18 protein-coding genes are annotated in these 15,339 nt (G+C 64.8%); all 18 read right to left on the bottom strand.

Annotation, left to right across the window (positions count from 1 at the left end; all coding sequences use genetic code 11):
• Window positions 1-6: 6 nt before the first annotated feature.
• The 18 genes from FA85_RS17385 to FA85_RS17305 all read right to left on the bottom strand — a co-directional run bounded on the left by FA85_RS17385 (window position 7) and on the right by FA85_RS17305 (window position 15,331).
• Entirely contained in the window at window positions 7-705 is a 699-nt protein-coding gene (locus FA85_RS17385; protein ID WP_036114453.1) for a hypothetical protein, read from the bottom strand.
• Window positions 705-902 (bottom strand): hypothetical protein, encoded by a 198-nt coding sequence (locus FA85_RS17380; protein ID WP_036114456.1) that lies wholly within the window; start codon window positions 900-902, stop codon window positions 705-707. The genes FA85_RS17385 and FA85_RS17380 overlap by 1 nt, the downstream gene beginning before the upstream one ends.
• 74 nt (window positions 903-976) lie before the next feature.
• A complete protein-coding gene (locus FA85_RS21190) occupies window positions 977-4,777 on the bottom strand; it encodes a phage tail protein (RefSeq protein WP_197056579.1) in 3,801 nt (1,266 codons plus the stop codon).
• Window positions 4,778-4,974: 197 nt separating this feature from the next.
• Entirely contained in the window at window positions 4,975-5,310 is a 336-nt protein-coding gene (locus FA85_RS17370) for a hypothetical protein (RefSeq protein WP_036114459.1), read from the bottom strand.
• Between the two features lie 26 nt (window positions 5,311-5,336).
• A complete protein-coding gene (locus FA85_RS17365; RefSeq protein WP_036114463.1) occupies window positions 5,337-5,738 on the bottom strand; it encodes an NlpC/P60 family protein in 402 nt (133 codons plus the stop codon).
• Window positions 5,735-6,250 (bottom strand): DUF1833 family protein, encoded by a 516-nt coding sequence (locus tag FA85_RS17360; protein ID WP_197056578.1) that lies wholly within the window; start codon window positions 6,248-6,250, stop codon window positions 5,735-5,737. The genes FA85_RS17365 and FA85_RS17360 overlap by 4 nt, the downstream gene beginning before the upstream one ends.
• A 13-nt stretch (window positions 6,251-6,263) precedes the next feature.
• Window positions 6,264-6,647 carry a hypothetical protein gene (locus FA85_RS17355; RefSeq protein ID WP_051943774.1) on the bottom strand — a complete coding sequence of 128 codons (384 nt, stop codon included), beginning with the start codon at window positions 6,645-6,647 and terminating at the stop codon, window positions 6,264-6,266.
• On the bottom strand, window positions 6,647-10,228 hold the full coding sequence (locus FA85_RS17350; RefSeq protein ID WP_036114467.1) for a phage tail tape measure protein: 3,582 nt from the start codon (window positions 10,226-10,228) through the stop codon (window positions 6,647-6,649). The genes FA85_RS17355 and FA85_RS17350 overlap by 1 nt, the downstream gene beginning before the upstream one ends.
• A gap of 2 nt (window positions 10,229-10,230) precedes the next feature.
• A complete protein-coding gene (locus tag FA85_RS22000) occupies window positions 10,231-10,389 on the bottom strand; it encodes a hypothetical protein (protein ID WP_156108766.1) in 159 nt (52 codons plus the stop codon).
• Window positions 10,390-10,439: 50 nt separating this feature from the next.
• A complete protein-coding gene (locus tag FA85_RS17345; RefSeq protein WP_036114470.1) occupies window positions 10,440-10,862 on the bottom strand; it encodes a phage tail assembly chaperone in 423 nt (140 codons plus the stop codon).
• On the bottom strand, window positions 10,862-11,299 hold the full coding sequence (locus FA85_RS17340; RefSeq protein ID WP_036114473.1) for a phage tail protein: 438 nt from the start codon (window positions 11,297-11,299) through the stop codon (window positions 10,862-10,864). The genes FA85_RS17345 and FA85_RS17340 overlap by 1 nt, the downstream gene beginning before the upstream one ends.
• Window positions 11,300-11,380: 81 nt before the next feature.
• Window positions 11,381-11,722 (bottom strand): tail completion protein gp17, encoded by a 342-nt coding sequence (gp17, locus tag FA85_RS17335; RefSeq protein ID WP_036114475.1) that lies wholly within the window; start codon window positions 11,720-11,722, stop codon window positions 11,381-11,383.
• The gene (locus FA85_RS17330) at window positions 11,719-12,105 is read right to left on the bottom strand and encodes an HK97-gp10 family putative phage morphogenesis protein (protein WP_036114476.1); all 387 of its coding nucleotides are present in this window, start codon (window positions 12,103-12,105) and stop codon (window positions 11,719-11,721) included. Before FA85_RS17330 ends, gp17 begins: the two co-directional genes overlap by 4 nt.
• Window positions 12,098-12,433 (bottom strand): phage head completion protein, encoded by a 336-nt coding sequence (locus FA85_RS17325; protein WP_036114478.1) that lies wholly within the window; start codon window positions 12,431-12,433, stop codon window positions 12,098-12,100. Before FA85_RS17325 ends, FA85_RS17330 begins: the two co-directional genes overlap by 8 nt.
• Before the next feature lie 17 nt (window positions 12,434-12,450).
• Entirely contained in the window at window positions 12,451-12,789 is a 339-nt protein-coding gene (locus FA85_RS17320) for a head-tail connector protein (RefSeq protein WP_036114480.1), read from the bottom strand.
• A gap of 1 nt (window position 12,790) precedes the next feature.
• A complete protein-coding gene (locus FA85_RS17315; RefSeq protein ID WP_036114482.1) occupies window positions 12,791-13,126 on the bottom strand; it encodes a hypothetical protein in 336 nt (111 codons plus the stop codon).
• A 55-nt stretch (window positions 13,127-13,181) separates the two neighbouring features.
• On the bottom strand, window positions 13,182-14,411 hold the full coding sequence (locus FA85_RS17310; RefSeq protein ID WP_239739835.1) for a phage major capsid protein: 1,230 nt from the start codon (window positions 14,409-14,411) through the stop codon (window positions 13,182-13,184).
• Window positions 14,408-15,331 carry a head maturation protease, ClpP-related gene (locus tag FA85_RS17305; protein WP_051943776.1) on the bottom strand — a complete coding sequence of 308 codons (924 nt, stop codon included), beginning with the start codon at window positions 15,329-15,331 and terminating at the stop codon, window positions 14,408-14,410. Before FA85_RS17305 ends, FA85_RS17310 begins: the two co-directional genes overlap by 4 nt.
• Between the last annotated feature and the right edge of the window lie 8 nt (window positions 15,332-15,339).

Raw genomic sequence — 15,339 nt, 5'->3', positions numbered from 1 at the left:
GAGTTCCTACAGGTTGGTGACGTCGATCAGCATCGCCTTGCCAATCGGCGACTGCGGGTACTGCGGTAATTGCGATCCCTGGAATGACGTGCGCGCGCAGTTCATGGAGGTGCAGGTAAAGCCATCGCTATTTGCGACCAAGCCACCGAGCACCATTACCGCGTCCCAGTGCCAGTTCTGGCCTGCCGGAGGTGGGTTGGGAGGCGTGGTGAAGTAAGGCGTCGCCACGCCGGTTTGCACCATCGCAACCGCGTAGGTAGCCGCCGGATATCCGTTGATCGTCTTGTTCGTATTCGCGTCGAAGTCGTGGATGCCGCGGACGCGCATGTACGGCCAGCCGAGATCGAACGTCAGCCGACCTTGGTCATCGAAGAGCTGCATGCCGAGGTTCGAGACGGCGGTCGGCCGGTCGAAGACGTACCAGGTGAATGGCGTGCCGGCGTTGCCGGAGGTCGACAAGAAGTGGAACGTCCAGGTATTACCGCTTCGCTCTACGAACCATAGCGCGAGCGGTACCGGCGACCGGTAGGCGATAAAGGGAAACTCCCCCTGCACTGTCACCGACGCGGAAGTTGCTTGGTTTGGTGGGGCGACGCTGTCCTGTCCCAGCGTGGCGGTTCCTCGTTTCACCAGGGCCAGGCTGGCGAAGTTTGTATCGGCGATCAGCTGGCCGGCGTCGTTGTAGATCTCGGCTCCTAGGCCCATCAGTAAGTTCCGTAAACGATGAGGAAAGGCAAGTTCGAGGCGGTGTAGCTGATCGTGGTCCCGTTGATGGTCACCTGCGGGCACTGGCTGGCCAGCGTGATGGACCCCGTCATCATCACGAAGGCAAATGGCGTGCCCTGCGCCAGCGACGGGTCGGTGATACTGCCGCCGGCCTGGTTGCCAGCGACCAGGCCCATGACTCTCCCGATTCGGTCCGTGAAGGAGATGACCGGCACGCCCGTCGCACTGTAGGTCTCAAATCCGACTGGCATTACCAGGCGCCCCAGCGCATGCGAAGGACACCGTTCGCGCCGTACAGCCGCGCTCCGGTGGAGTCGCGCTCAATTCTCCAGCCATTGCCTGAGCCGCGCATGATGAGCTGGCCATTAGGATCGATCTCCCACAGCGGGTTGCCTGACGAGTCAGTTGCGGCCGATCGAAGGTACGCAATCTTCGCAGTTGTGATCGATGCGTTTCGGATAAAAGCATCGTCGATGAAGGCCTGTCCGCCGGTAATGACGAACGGGATGCGCGCGCTCGACGAGCCGCTCGTTGCGTCGAATACTGCGAATGTCCCGGCGTTGACCAGGACCTGCGAGTTCACTACGCCACCAGCGTAGTCGACGCCAATGGCGATACCGGCGAGATAACGCTGGCCGTTGGCAGCGACCTCCGTTTTGATCGAGTAGCTCGCCGACACCTTTCCGTCCAGCGTCGCCGTGGCCTGAGCGATCGTCTGGATCTGCGCCGTGTACCCGCCGATTGTCGCGCTGACCGTATCGATCCGGTCCCCGAGAGCACGATCGTTCTGAACCTGCGCGATGACATAGCTGTAGTACCCGGCGCTCGGCATGGTCGTCATGTTGCCGGCATAGCCGTCCGATGCGTCCGTGAGCTCGCCAATCGACTTCGGGTTGAGCTGGGCAAACACGGCATCGGTGCGCGACGCCGTAGCCTGCACGGTGGTGCCAAGGTTCTGCACCTGCAGATTCGTGTCGTAGATCGAGCCGACCAACCCCGCCGCCGTCTGAACTCGCGCGCCAATGTCTCGCCAGTAGGTAGGGTCGGTGCCTGGCTCGGGACCGTTCGCGGGCACCGCCTGGACGGCGCGATACAGGCGATCGCCATGACCGACGATCTTGGCGATGGCATACGCCGTGCCAGAGGCCCACTCCGGCGCCTGGATGAAGGCCTGCAGCTGGTCGAGCGAATCGAATTTAGCGAGAAGATCCTGCGCCAGCTGCGAGCTGGTGATCTTTCCCGTCAGGTAGTCGAGGATCTGCGCGGCATCGCTGCTACTCTCGCCGTGAATCGGTCCTATTTCCGGACCGTAGTTGCCGGTGTCGCTGCCGCGAACCCTAGCCCAGAAATATAGCTCGACGCCTGCCTTGAGGTTGTTCAGCGTGTAGCTGTTGGTTGGGATGGCGACCGTAGCCAGGGGCGCCGCCTGTGCGCGGTTGGGACTGGTCCCGAAATAAATCTCGACGGCGTCGGCGCCAATGAGATTCAAGCGGTCGGGCAGCTGCCAAGTGAGCAGAATCGACATGACCATGGGCGTCGCGACGAAGTTCGTCAGCGTGCCGAGGACGGGAGGCAGCCCCGGGACGTTCACCGGGCTCTGATTCCACGGTCCACCGATCCCGCCTGCGCCGTAGGCTCGCGCCCTGACGATCCATGTACCGCCCGGGATGCGTGCCTGGATGCTGTTGGTCCTGACGATACCGACGCTGATCCAGGTCAACCCGTTGTCGTACGAAACCTGGAACTCGTAGATCACGGCGCCTGGCACTGGGTCGACGTACAGCCATACCAGCTGCGTATCGGGGTCCTGCTTGACGCCCACGCCACCGACAGCTGGAGCAGCAGGCTGGTCGAGCAGGAGCGAGCCGGATCCCGGCGGCGGCACGTTCACGTCGTTCTCGGCGACGTGAACGCTGTACGCGTAGTTCACCAGCGACAGCTGGACCTTACCGGTGCCGTCTGGCCGGGACTTGATGACCAGGCACTCCTGGCTCTCCTTACTCGCGGGTCCGAACTGATACGTCGTGCGGTCTTCGCTGAAGCCGTCACCAACCCACAATGCAGCCTTCTGCGCGTCCGTGAGGCCGTGCAGCACGAGCGCGAAGTCGTCGGCGCCCTTGGTGACCAGGTATGGCCCGTCCTGTGACCCGTTGCGCCGTGCCAGGCGCACATAGTGCTGCTGTCCCACGAACCACTGCGTGGGCTCGCTCGTGGTCAGCGTGAGGGTATCGGGATCGTAGGCCTCGATCACGCCCGACTCCCCCCAGGCGGGGACGTCATGGGCTACGCTGACAAGGTCGCCGTACTTGGCAATGTAGCCTTCCATCTCGGTGCTGAGTGAAGGGAATTTCCGCTGGTCGCGATTGCACGCGGCCATGTAGATGCCTTCTCGGAACGCCTGATCACGCGAGGTCACGCCCATCAACGTGACGTTTTTCGGTTTTAGCTTAGGGCTGCCGCCGAGCGCGCACACCACGGTCTGCGCCTGCCAGGTCTGGTCGTCAATGTAGGTGACGACCACGTGGTCTGGCGTGTCTTGCGTCGGGAAAGCGTAATCGATCGAGAAGCTGCCGGCGACGATCTTGTCCGGGGTAATGACCAGCGGCACCTCGTCTCGCGGCTCATCGCGGATAATGTCCACGACACCGGCGTAGTACATGGGCACGGCGCGGCCGACACGCGCGACCGCCGACAGCGCGTCCCAAAGCGACGTCTTGGTATCGAACACGCCGTTGAAGGTGTCGCCGCGAGCGGCCCACACGCCAGCCAGCCTGGTGAGCTCAACGAGGTTCAGCCGATTGTCGGCCCAGCCGCGTCCGTAGCTGGTGTTTCGCAGGATATCGGCAATGGCCCACGCCGGGCTCTGCGTTGCCTGCGGCGCGGTCCACGCAGCACCCGTCCACACCGGAAGCATGCGGGTCGCCGTGACGTTGATCGCCTTGGCCGTGGTCGAGTTGAGGTTGTTGGTGGCCTTGATCCGAACGGCAAGAAGCGTGATGTCCCCATAGGTCCGCTTGCTGGGGAGGTAGGCGCGCAGGCCCACCCACGACACTGCGTTGACGACCGTTCCGCCGCCCTGGTCAGTGTCATAGGAACGCGCGCGGACTTGGTATCGCCCCTCCGGAACGGTAAGCGGGTAGCTGTCGAAGAGGCCCGGCGTTCGGTCATCCCTTTCCACCGTTCGGCTGAGCACGGATGTCCATGCGCCGACCGCGTTGCCGTTGTCGTCGATCTGCTGATATTGAACCTCGAACCGGGCGAGCGCCGTTCTTTCCTTGCCGTCGCTGTTGATCCGATAGAGTCCGCTGGCAAACCCGATATCGACGGCGAGCTGCCGAGTAACCGTTCCAGCCGGGTTGGTGACGTACGGGCCCATCCAGTCGCCGCCCTCGCTGGGCCGCTTCAGCTCCAGGCCCTGCACCGCGTCGCTGGTCACCACGTTGTCGGGGAACAGGGTCACGGTCCCGCCAGGCGGGATGATCTCGTAGGCGACCTCGTCGAAGCTATCGATCGGCGTGTCGCCGATGCGAATCTGCGGGTCTGCGATCTGACCCTGCGTGATGGCAAGAAGGGAATAGAGGGTCTGGTTGTTGCCCTGGAACTCGGTGTAGGGCAACGCCGCATAGTCAGGCGTCACGTTAAAGCGACCGTACATGACCGGGATGCTTTGAAGAAGGCGAGCGGAGTTGTTCTTTGCGCCGATGCCGTAGGCACCGCTCTTGTTGTCGGTGGTTCCCGCCGGAGGCTTGGGCAGAGGCAGGACCGCGTTCACGAGCACCGCGCCCGCGATGGTTACAAACGCACCCGCTGCAATCGCGCCCGCGCCGCCAGCGGCAAAAGCTGAGCCGAAAGTTCCAGCCAGCGCGCCGCCGCTGACATACGTGGCCACGATCGCGACGACGACAAGCGCGACTGTCCGGAGCGCGCTTCCGCCTTTCGGCAAAGCCACCACGGTAATCAGTTCCCCGTCAGCGATGCACCGGCTCCACTCCTTCTCGAGCAAGAAATCGCTCGAGCCGCTCGCCACGACGAAGGGCGAGATACGGCGCATATTCCGACCGCGACCCACGATCAGCCCCTGCTGACGCAGAAGCGTGTCGATGCGCGTACGCCGACTCACCCGGTGCGCGTGACGATTCACGTGGTGCCGGAACGGATCGCGAACGTGGACGAACGTTGCGTGCATCGAAACTCCAAAAGAAAAGGCCCGCACATGGCGGGCCTCAATTTCAAAAACTGCTTGTTTTGTTATCCGCAGGAAGCCAGCTTCCTGACCACGCCGTTAGATTTCCCAGGCCCCCATCGGACCTCCACCATCGTTCCTACCGGGGACGCGTACACGTCAGCGACCGCGGGGACGGGACCGAAACCCTCCCCTTCCGCAACGATCCGCTTTCCATCGCGGATATCTTCGATATGCATTTTCGGCCAGACATCGACGAGCTTCGGGATCGCGCATGCGACGAACTCATCGACGGACCGCTGTACCAGGATGACGCCGCCTGGATCAGTCCTCGCCACCTTTTCAGGCGTCGCGCAGGCTGTGCACACGATGGAAAGGCCAACAACCGTGATTATGCGCATGAAACTCCCCTGTTTCTGTCGCGAGATTATGCCACGGTCGCGTGACACCGGACGAAGGAAAGGCGCGAGAACCCGAGCAGCCGTAGCCGGTCCATGGGCGTCCAAACAACCTGGCCAGCCGCCTCGAAAGCGTGGAGAACACCAGCGCGGCCGGCCTCGATGTAGATGCCTACGTGAGGATCATCCCCGCCGCGCATGACGACGGCATCGCCAGACTGCGGGGTGTGGACGGTCTCCCATTCGCCAGAGGCCACCGAGACCGCCCACAGCGCGCCGAGATCGCCACCGACGGGCAAGGCTGGCACGTCCTTGCCGAAATGCTCCCGGAGGACCGCACGCACGAGCCCACGGCAGTCGTAGTCGTCTGGGCCGTCCGCTCCCGCCAGATAGGGCAAGCCGACATATCGGCGTACCTCTGCCGGCGTCATCGCACTAGCCCCGGAAAGTCGTCGGGCGTGTACAGGCGCCGCGGGAATGGCACGTTGGTCACGTCGTCCAAGGTGGCGGTGAAGCTGACCTTCATCAGGTCGGCCGTGGCCTTCAGGACGGTCATCTGTATCGGCGGATCCATCTGTGGTCCGGACAGGTCGGTCAGGAGATAGGGACGGTAGATCACGATGATCGGGTCGGACGATTGCGTGGCGGCCTCCAGCTGCGCCGTCATCTCGCGACCGACATTGTCGACAGTGATGGTAAGGGTCGGGGTCTGCCCTTCCTCGAACCCGGGCAGCACGACGTCGAAAGGGAAGGCCGTGAACTGGACGGTCTGTCCTGCCTGGACGGGCGCGGTAGCTTCAAGCGCTGCGAACAGGTCGGAGCCGTCACGCACGAAGCGTATCGCAGTCGGGCTGCTGTCGTCGTCGACGAACGACGGATGCACGAACTCGATGGTTTCGAGAATCACCTCGCCGCGCGGGTTGGAGGCGAACGCCTCCTTCATGGCTTCGGAGAAATCAGCCATTGGGCACCAGCTTCGCGTAGGTCGACAAGGAGAGCGTCACGTCGTGCAACTTCGAGCCAGGGACGGCCGCGCGCTGGTAGGTGTCGGTGAAATCGCACTGCACCATGATCTTGCCCTGCCCAGTGATAACCGGCATCAAGACCGAGGCCGCGCCGCCGAATGCCTCGTTTTCGAACCATGCCTCGAAGATTGCCAGTTGATCCTGAGTCATCCGGAACCGCTGTTGGAACTCAGTAGTGCCCGTCACGAAGCGGCGCCGATTGCGCGCGCGGCCGCTGTCCATGTCCGTCCGAATGAAGGTCGGCTTCGGCTTGGCGCTATAGCCGTCGATCGCTGGAGCCGGCAGCGTCGCCGGCCATGAGGGAATGGTTGCCATCAAAGACCCGCCGCCAAACTAGTGTTCATGCGCGTAGCCAGTGCGTTACCCGTTCGACTGCGCCCGCTCGCTACACGGTCGGCCATGCCAGCGTCCACCGCGTCGATGATGAATTCCATGTTCAAGCCTCCGCCTGGTCCGCTGGACTGCCGCGGCGTCACCTTCACGCCTACGTTGTCCACAAAGGTGAAGTTCATTACCGGGGCAGCCGCTGCAGACGACGAAGCGCCCGAGGCCGAGCCAGCCGGAGTGACGTGGCCATCTTGACCGGACAGGAGATAAGTGCGGCCGCCCGACTGGTAAATTTCAGGGCGGCCGTTTTCCGCCACCTCGTACAGCGTACCGCCGGCTGTCGGTCCGCCGGTCGCGCGCCCACCGCCAAACGCCACGTGTGTCACGGCGCCGATTGCGTTGTAGCTCGACTGTCCTGCGCCACCCGAGGCGTCGTACCCGAAGAGTGAACCCAGCGCCTGGGTTCCGTACTGAGCGAGTTGGCCGAGTCCTCCGCGCACCTGGATGCGCAAAATGTCCTCGATCACCGAGTTTGTGAAACTGGTGAAGTTTAGCTTGCCCTTGACGAGGTCATCTTCCAGCGAGCCGAAGGCATTGGAGAATGCCTGTTGCGTCTGGCCGGCAGCGTTTTCGGCGGATGCGGCGTAGTCCTCCAACGCCGCCTGAGCACCGTTGCGCCAGTCGTGCTCAGCGTCCAGTCGCTGCTGGACACCGGCGCGGTAGATCGCCAGCTCTTGCAGCTGACTGGCCTGCATGCGTGCAATGTCGTTGTCGTACTGGCTCGAACCGATCGCGCCTGCCGTGCCCGCCGGGAGACGTCCGGCCTCCTTGTCGTACTGCTGCCGCTGCCGGTCGTATTCCTGCCGGATGCGGAGCTCGTCTTGCAACTGCTGGGTGAGTTCCTGACCATGGCCAACGCTCGTCGAGGCGACGTCGTTGGCCTCGGTCTGTCGCTGGATACGCGCCGCCAGCTGCTCCTGCAACGCTGTGCTGCGTGCCGTAGCCGCCGCCTCCTGCTGCTGAAGCACGATTGACTTGGACAGCTCGGCGTTGGCCTGGGCCTGCGCCAGCATCTTCGCCTTGAGCGCGGCGCCAGCGTGGTTGTATGCGTCGCTCGTGCCGCCAACGATGTCCTGCAACTGCTTCTCGGCCGGGGTCAGGCGCTGCGTGCTGCCGAGCTGGGCCGTCAGCTCGTTGTGGGTCTGCTGCAGCGACTGATTGAGGCTATCCGCCTGCGTCTTCCACTGGCGTGCCTGCGCTTCGGCTGCTGCCGCTGCCTTCTTCGCGGCGTCGGCGGCGTCTAACTGCTGTGCTGCCTGTACGTTGGTCGCGTAGGCAGACGTCAGCTCCGCCCGGTTCTTGTCCTGCAACCCCGCCGGCAGCTTCGCGATGTCGGCCAGACGCTGCCGGTACTCGTATTGCGCCTTCTGGACGTTGTTGAGCCCATCGGTCGCGGCCTTGTCCGTCAGCGCTTTGGTGCCCGTCTGGAACTGGGCGATGCCAGCGCGGACGCTGGCCAGCGCCGTATCGGCCGCGGCAATGCCCTTGTCGGCGCCGGCCGACAGGTCGAAGATCACGTCCAGCAGCGGCTTCCCTTTCGCGAGCTGGTCGATCGCGTGCTTCACCGAGTCGATGGACGGCGCGAGCACCCCGGACATCTTGTTTCCGAGCGCGTCGACGGCGGACGCAGCTGGGCCAATCTGGCCCTGTAGTTGCGAGATGCGGTCGGTGACCTGCTCGAGCTCGCGCTGGTCGAAAAGGTTAGCGAACGCGCCGCCGGCCGTGCCGTTGCTTCGGCTGGCAATCCGGGCGCGAATTGCATCGGCCTGCTCGCCCAGGGCCTCCAGTTCCTTCCTCTGGCCCGCGATCGCCTGGCTGTCCTGCTGATACTGCTCAATGCCTTGGCGAATGGTCATGGAACTGTCGAGGGTGCCAAACGACTTGGCCGCCTGCTCGGCTTGCTCGCGCAGCTGCTGAAGCGACTGCACCTGCTCCTGCGTTTCCCGGCGGTAGTCCTCCGACCGCTTCTGGGTGTCGTAGATGGCATAACCGACGGCACCGATGGCCAGCGCGGCGGCACCCCACGGCCCTCCCACGAGGCCCAGGGCGACGCTCCCAAGGCCCGCAGCCCCACGCGCGAGAAGCCCTCCAGCGCCCGTTGCGGCAAGCTGCCGCTCGGCGGCCACCTCGGCCTCGGTGGCGATCGTCGCCGCGCCACGTGCGCGGAACAGAGCCCCCTCAAGGGCGATCTGCTGATCCTTCAGGGCGATGCTGGCCTGCGCCGATGCGTTGTACTGCACCTGCGCTCGCGTAAGCGCCGCCTGCGCTGCAGCGGCATCCGCAGTGGCGATGCGTTGGGCCCGAAGGTTGGCCGAAAGCGTTGCCGCCGTGCGCTGGTGGTTGAGCGTGGCCTGCGCGGCCTCGTTGTCAGCGATCGCTTTTTGCAGGGCGGCCGACGCCGCGTCTCGTGCGGCAAGGGCTTGCTCCCGCGCCACGGTGACGCCGCGAAGCGCGACTTCGTTCTGCTTGATCTCGGCCCCGGCCGCTTCCGTCTCGGCGGCAGCCAGTTCTGTGGCGGCGAGCGCCGCAGCGCGCGCCTCCTGCTGTTGCTGCACGAGCGCCGAGGCGCCTGCCGCGGCCTTGCCTAGGCCTCCACCGGCCAAGCGAGCGACGATCACGCCGCCAGTGATCCCGGCGATATCCGCCAAGTTCTCCAGGTTATGCGCGACGAGGTCGATGCTGCCGATGGCCACGTCGGAGAAAAGCCCGCCGGACAGGTCGGTCTTCAGCTTGAACCATTCGGTCGAGAGGCGGTTGATCGACGCGTTGAGCCCGCCGGCCGCCTGCTCGGCGCCCTTCCCCGTGTCGTTGAGAGCCTGCACGAGCGCCGGCAGGAACCGTTGCACGGTCAGATCGCCGGACTGCAGCAACTGGTCGAACGACTTGCCCGCCAGGTCCGTGCCCTTCGTCATCGCCAGCACGGCGGCCTGGAAACGCGGAACTACGCCGGGAATGGCGTCACCCAACTGCTGACGGAGCTCTTCGGCCTGGATCTTGCCCTTGCCGAAAATCTGGCTCAGCGCGGTGATCGCGCGACCCGTCTGATCCGACGACAGGTGCAGGACGGTGGACGAGCGGGCCAAGCCGTCGAACAGCGCAACCTGATCCTTCATGGCGACGCCATTGGCACTCGCCGCTGCCGACATGGAGCTGAAGCCCAGCGCCGAGGATTGCAGGTCCAGGCCCAGGTGTTCGACCGTCGCCGCAACCTGCTGGTACGCGGCATCGGCCGCCGTCGTGGAACCGGTGGCGCTCAAGAGCGAATAATGGATCTGCTGAGCAGCCTTCTGCGCGTCCAGAAGGTTCTGTACGCCCGCCTTGATGGCCTCGAAGCCCACGAAGCCGGCCGCCGCCTTATTCAGGGTCAGCAGGCTATCTGCCGTCGCCTTCACGTCAGTGCGGATTGCGGCCAGCGACTGGTTGGCCTGCCGCTGGCCGGCGATCATCTCCGCACGAAAGCTTGCACTCGAGCCGACCAGGTCGGCACGGATTTGCGCGATGGTCGCCAAGGTCAGTTCTCGTTGGGGTACTTACGGATGAGATGGTCCGCGAAGGGGATGGGCTCGTCGCCCACCTTCACGCCGCCGGCAATCGCCGACACCTGGACTACCCGGGCCAGCATCTTTTCGAGGCCGGGTGAAACGGGATGGAGCTCGCTGTAGGCGATCAACTCCGACAGCTCGCTCGATGTGAGCTGTCGGAGAAGGATCGAGGGGTGAGCTACGCCGAAGCGCTCGCAGAGGTCGAAGAGCCGCCTGCGCTCGGGGCGGCTTCGGAGTTTCCCTCCAGTTCCTTCATATCCTCGGCGCTGATAGCGTTCAGCTTGCGCGCCTTGTTGAACAGCTTTTGCATCGTCGACGCGGCCAGGCTGCCGAGCGATGCAACCTCATCGTCCTTGAAAAGCCGGAGCCCGTTTTCATCCACCAGGGACCGAACGACAAGGCGGGCGCGAGCATGCTTCGGATTGAACTTCGCGCCGGCACCGTCGGCGCTGACGATGATCTGCTCGGCCTCCCATTGATCGCGGTCGCTCGCCGACAGCTCCTGCAGGCGAACGGTGCCGCCCCATTCCTTCACTTCGACGTCCTCGAACTTCTTCCGGTCGGCCGTGAGGATCTGGTCTTTCGTGAGCAGCTTTCCCATTACGGCGTCACCGGTCCGGTCCAGACGATGTTGCGCGGGCGCACGGTGAACTGGCCGGTTTCGACCGTGTTCGCGGCGCCGCCGACCTGCCATCCGCCGACCTCGCTCTCGAAGGTCATCACTTCGCCCTGGCCGGTGGTCAAGCGGAAATACAGCGTCGGGCGCGGGCGCTCGAACGACGCGTCGCGCGCCATGTTCTGGCCCTCATCGTCGACCACGCGCTGGAATGGGATATTCAGGTCGCCAACGTCGTCGAGGCCGGCGATGTATTCCTTCGTCGTGCTGTCGTAGTTGGTGGCGTCCAGGAACTGCGCGGAGCCGGTCGAAAGGGTCACGTCGCTGGTCTGGCTGATCTTCGTCCAGGTGCCCTGCGCGGTGCCCGTCTCACTCACCTCGACCTTGCGGAACTGGGTGCTCTTGGCCTTATTGACTGCCATGTTGGTCTCCAAAAAGAAGAAGCCACCCGGAGGTGGCTTCAAAGTACCGGCATGGCCGGCGAGGTCCCGCGGTAGCGGTGGTTATTCCCAGGCTTCGACGTCGAACGACGCCCGGTGCAATTTGGTGTCCGACTCGTAATCGGACGGGTTGTCTGTGACCTGCCCAACGGCCAGCGCCGCATACAGGGCGGCGCGCGCCTGATCAGAGAGCTTCCTGGCAGCCGGGTAGTCGGATGCCCACACGTCGACCTGCACGCGCACGTTCGTCGCGCCCATACCGTCGCCCGCATAGGTGCTAGCGTCACCGCCGGCTACGCGCTGATAGGTGATCCGGGGAAGCGCTGTCGTGCCCTGCGGTGCGAGGGTCGGAAAAGTCGGCGCGAGGTTTTTGAGCGCGGCGTAAAGCGCGGTTTCGACACTCATTTCCGCGATGCCTCGATCTCGATCGCCGCAAGGGTCACGTCACGCATGATCTGAACGGCCAACTGAGCCGAAGCCTCCGTCGCCGGCCTGAGAAATGGGTAGGCCGGCATCTGTGAGGTACCCAGCTCGAGGAAGCGGCCGACGTAATTAGTGGTCACCGAATAAGTGATGTCCTGACCCTGCTGACCTTGGCTCTTCGTGCGCGTGGCCTTCGCCGTAGCGCCGGTCTTCTTACGAACCCGACGCCGGGCCTCCTTCAGGACGACGTTGGTCCCCTGCCGAAGACCCTTCGAGAGGGCCCGGCGAGCGCCCGGGCCTGCGATCTCGGTGAGGCGACGTTCGAGGTCGGCGAGTCCGTCGATTTCGAGATCAAGGTCAGCCATTGGACGCTCCAGATGTGCAGAGCACGGCCATCTCGCTGCGGTCGTTGCTGATACCGATGTTCTGGATGTCGTAGATCACACCGTCGTGGTCGCCCTTGACTCCCACCAGGCGCATCGCGGCAGTGAGGCGACGCGTGCGCATGTCGAACCGGACCTGCACGGGCGCGATGGTCGTGCCGCTGGCCAGCGCCTCCGCTGTGGCGCGAAGCGTGTTCGTGCGCTTCGCCCACACCTCGGCGACCAGCGTCCATTCGGGATTGCCAACACGGCCGCCGTAGTCCGGATCGGTCGCCTGTACAAGCTCCTCGACACGGAGCCGATGCACCATTTCCCCAGCGGCCAGGCTCATACGCCAAGGCCCACGCGATGGGGCCACAGGAGTGTGCGCGAGCCCATCGGAATGACGACTGCCGCCGCGGAGGCGCCGGTGATGACGTCTTCGCGGTTGCGGTACAGGTGGCCGAAGATCAGCAGCACGGCCGCCTTGATCGCGTCATTGACCACCATGGGATCGTCGCCCGACGTGCCGGCCAGAACGGCGGCAGCCATGTCCTCAGGCGTCGGGTAAACCTGCCGCCCGAGGAAGTCCGCCGCGGCCTGCTCGGCGGCGCCGAGGTAGACCGCGACGTCCTCGTCGCTGCTGGCCCGAACATGTGCCCGGGCCTGGTCATCGGTGAGCAGCACGTCAGGCTTCCAAGGCTGCCGTCAGTGCTTCGACGACGCCCTTGCGCTGCTTGTCGCCCTTGGCCTTCTCGGCCTCCAGCGCCTCCGTCAGCAGTTCCTTGTCGGTGCCTTCGATCGAGGCGATGACGTCGGTCGCCTTGCCCGCGACGAACTTCTCGCCGGGCTTCAGTTCGGCCTCGCCATTACCAACCGGCGGTGCGGCAGTGGTCGCGCCCTTGAGCGCGGCGTAGCCCTTGTCGATCAGCTCCTTGCCGTGCTGGTCGTGGGTCTCGAAGCTCTCGCCGTCCGAGATAACGTTCTTGCCGAGCAGGATCGGCTTCTTCGCAATCAGTTCCATGGTGTCCTCGCGGAGCGGTCAGCGCGATGGCCGACCGCTCATGGTGGGTGAAGGGTTAAGCGCCAGCAGCGGCCGACTGGGTCAGCGCGCCGTAGATGAAGGCCTCGGGGCGCTTGACCGCGAAGCCGAGCCGCTCTTCGCAACGGACGGCGATCAGGTTGTTGACGAAGTCGTCTTCGTTCTCGGTCGCGATCACCACGTTGGCGTCCTCGCGGTCATAGATCTGCGCACCGCCCTGGAAGGCGCCGGTGAGGAACTTGCCGACGAAAGCGGCGATCTCGGTGGCAACCACCGGCACGCCCCACAGGACCGGGCCGAGCAGGCCCAGCGGATTGGCCAGGATGTAGCGTCCGAGGCTGTCCTTGGTCAGCTCGATCTTCGCCCAGTCGATGAAGTGGAGCACCGTGCCGCTGGCCGGCAGGCGGGCCAGCTGGGCCTGCAGCATCGCCAGGCGGATGTCATCGATCGGGGTCTGCTCGGCCACGGTGAAGCCGGGCGCAAACGCGGTGGCCTGCGGCACGATGCCGTGCAGATTGGCCCCGGTGCCGTCGCCGAACAGCAGCTGCTGCTCCTCCGCGTACTTCAGCCCGTAACGCATCTCGACGTCGATGTCGCTGGCGAGCTGCGGCAGGTCGTCCATTACCTGCTTGGCGGCCTTGAAGATGTGCGCGATCGTAGCCACCGGTGTCATCTTCAGGGCGTAATTGATCGTCGACGTCGGCTTGCGCGTGCTCTCGACGACCACTCCAGCGTTGTTGACGAACCCGGTCTGCTGGATCCAGCTGATCGCGTTCGACGTCGTGCGGCCGCTGGACACCAAGTCACGCAGGAACAGGCGCTGCTTGGGCGTGGCCAGCGTGCCGGACTGGCGATCGGGCTCGATCACGCCGGCACCGAGGCCGCCGGTCAGCAACGCGGCCCGCACGGGCACGCTCACACGGCATCGCTCGTTGCTCTTCACCCGCGCGGCGAAGTCGGCCAGGCCGTCGTAGGCCAGCACCTGCTCGCCGAAGCTCTTCACCTTCTTCTCGCCGCCACCGTTCTGGCTGCGCACGATGTTCTGCTCGACCTGCGACAGCTGCTCGGTGAGCGCGTTCTGAGCGGTGGTCAGCGTGCCGATCTCGGTCAGCGCCTTGTCGACGGCGTCCTTGGTGGACTGGGACAGGCTACCGGCGTTTTTGGCTTCCTTCAGGGCGTTTTCGGCCTGGCTCTGGAAGCCGGTGGTCGCCGTCGTCAGGGCGGCGGTCACCTTTTCGAGCAGCTGCTCGTTGGTCATGGTGGTCATGCGTGGGTCTCTCCGGTGTGGACGGTGCTGGGCGCCACGACGAGGCCGAACAAAGCGGCTTCGAAACTGGCTTGCTGGTTGGGCGAATGCCCCGGTTGATCGGTAGCGCTCGGCGTACCGGAGACGACAGCGCCAGGCGTGTCATCCGATCCGGCAGCGCTGGGCATGCCGGACTTGAACTCGTTGATCAGGCTGCGGCGCTCGGCCCGCGAAAGGCCGGCGCTGATCAGGGCGGCGTCGATCCGGTGCAGCGCCATGCGCGCCGAAGCCTTCGTCTTGTCGCCAGTCTTCGCGGCATCCGAAGCGAGCAGGTCGTCGGCGAATCGCTGGGACACAGCATCGCTGCCGCCGATCCAGGTCTCGTTGTCCAGGAGCTTCTGGATGGCCTTGATGTCCTGACCCGTGCGCGCGGCGTAAATGTCCGCCATGGCCCGGTCGAAGGGCTCGAGGGTGTCGGCCATATCCCGCAGGTCGTTGCGGTTGCCGACGGCCACGACCCAGGCGTTGTGGATCATCAGGAAGGCCGAGCGGGCGATCTGCACTTCGTCGCCGGCCATGGTGATGATGGAAGCCGCCGAGGCGGCCACACCCAGCACCTTCATGGTCACCTGGCCCTCGTACTCGCGGAACAGGTTGTAGATCGCCAGGCCTTCGAACATGTCGCCACCGGGCGAGTTGACGCTTACCGTCACGTCGGCGCCGTTGAGGCTGCGCAGGGCCGCGGAGATCCGCTTGGCCGTGACGCCGTCGCCCGTCCACGGGTCGTAGCCGATGGGGTCGAAGATAGAAATGGTGTTGGCGTCGTCGGACGCGGCGAACACCCGGGCGTTCCAACGCTCGAGCGCGAGGGGCGACAGCTCGCTTCGGACGCCCGAGCGCACGGCGCCCTCCGGCGCGGCCGGAAGGTGGCGGTTCTTCATGGTGTCTC

It is taken from the genome of Luteibacter mycovicinus (genome assembly GCF_000745235.1).
GTDB lineage: Bacteria > Pseudomonadota > Gammaproteobacteria > Xanthomonadales > Rhodanobacteraceae > Luteibacter > Luteibacter mycovicinus.
Note: the sequence above shows the minus strand (reverse complement) of the source record. Positions and strands in the feature narration are given on the sequence as shown.